Origin of the sequence: Campylobacter sp. US50a, from assembly GCF_004379015.1 — a bacterium.
GTDB lineage: Bacteria > Campylobacterota > Campylobacteria > Campylobacterales > Campylobacteraceae > Campylobacter_D > Campylobacter_D jejuni.
Map to the genome: position 1 here is coordinate 1 of NZ_RYYJ01000083.1, position 320 is coordinate 320.

General features: G+C 29.1%; 1 pseudogene. It reads right to left on the reverse strand.

Annotated elements, in window-relative coordinates:
• Positions 1 to 320, reverse strand: a pseudogene (locus tag ELQ11_RS09755) (hypothetical protein); the annotation flags it as partial.

Below are 320 nucleotides of genomic sequence, written 5' to 3' on the forward strand. Positions count from 1 at the left end.
CCTATTCTTGGAGTATGAAAAAAACCTGAATGATTACTTGCTATACTAGAAGCTACTCTTAAAAAAGGAGTGTGATGGTAAGATTTGTAAGTATTGCTTGATAAATTAGAAGAATTTGTATCTATATCATTTGTAATAAAAGTATTATTATCTAATTCTTCTTGATTGGCATAAAGATTAATCCTTACCTTAACCCTTCCATATTCATCTGTATAAATAGTGTTTCTCTCACTTTCTATATCTTTACTCTCTCCTATAACAATACCTTGAGTGCTATTAGGAGCTTTAGGTTTAGCTTTAAAACTTGGAGTAAAGATAAT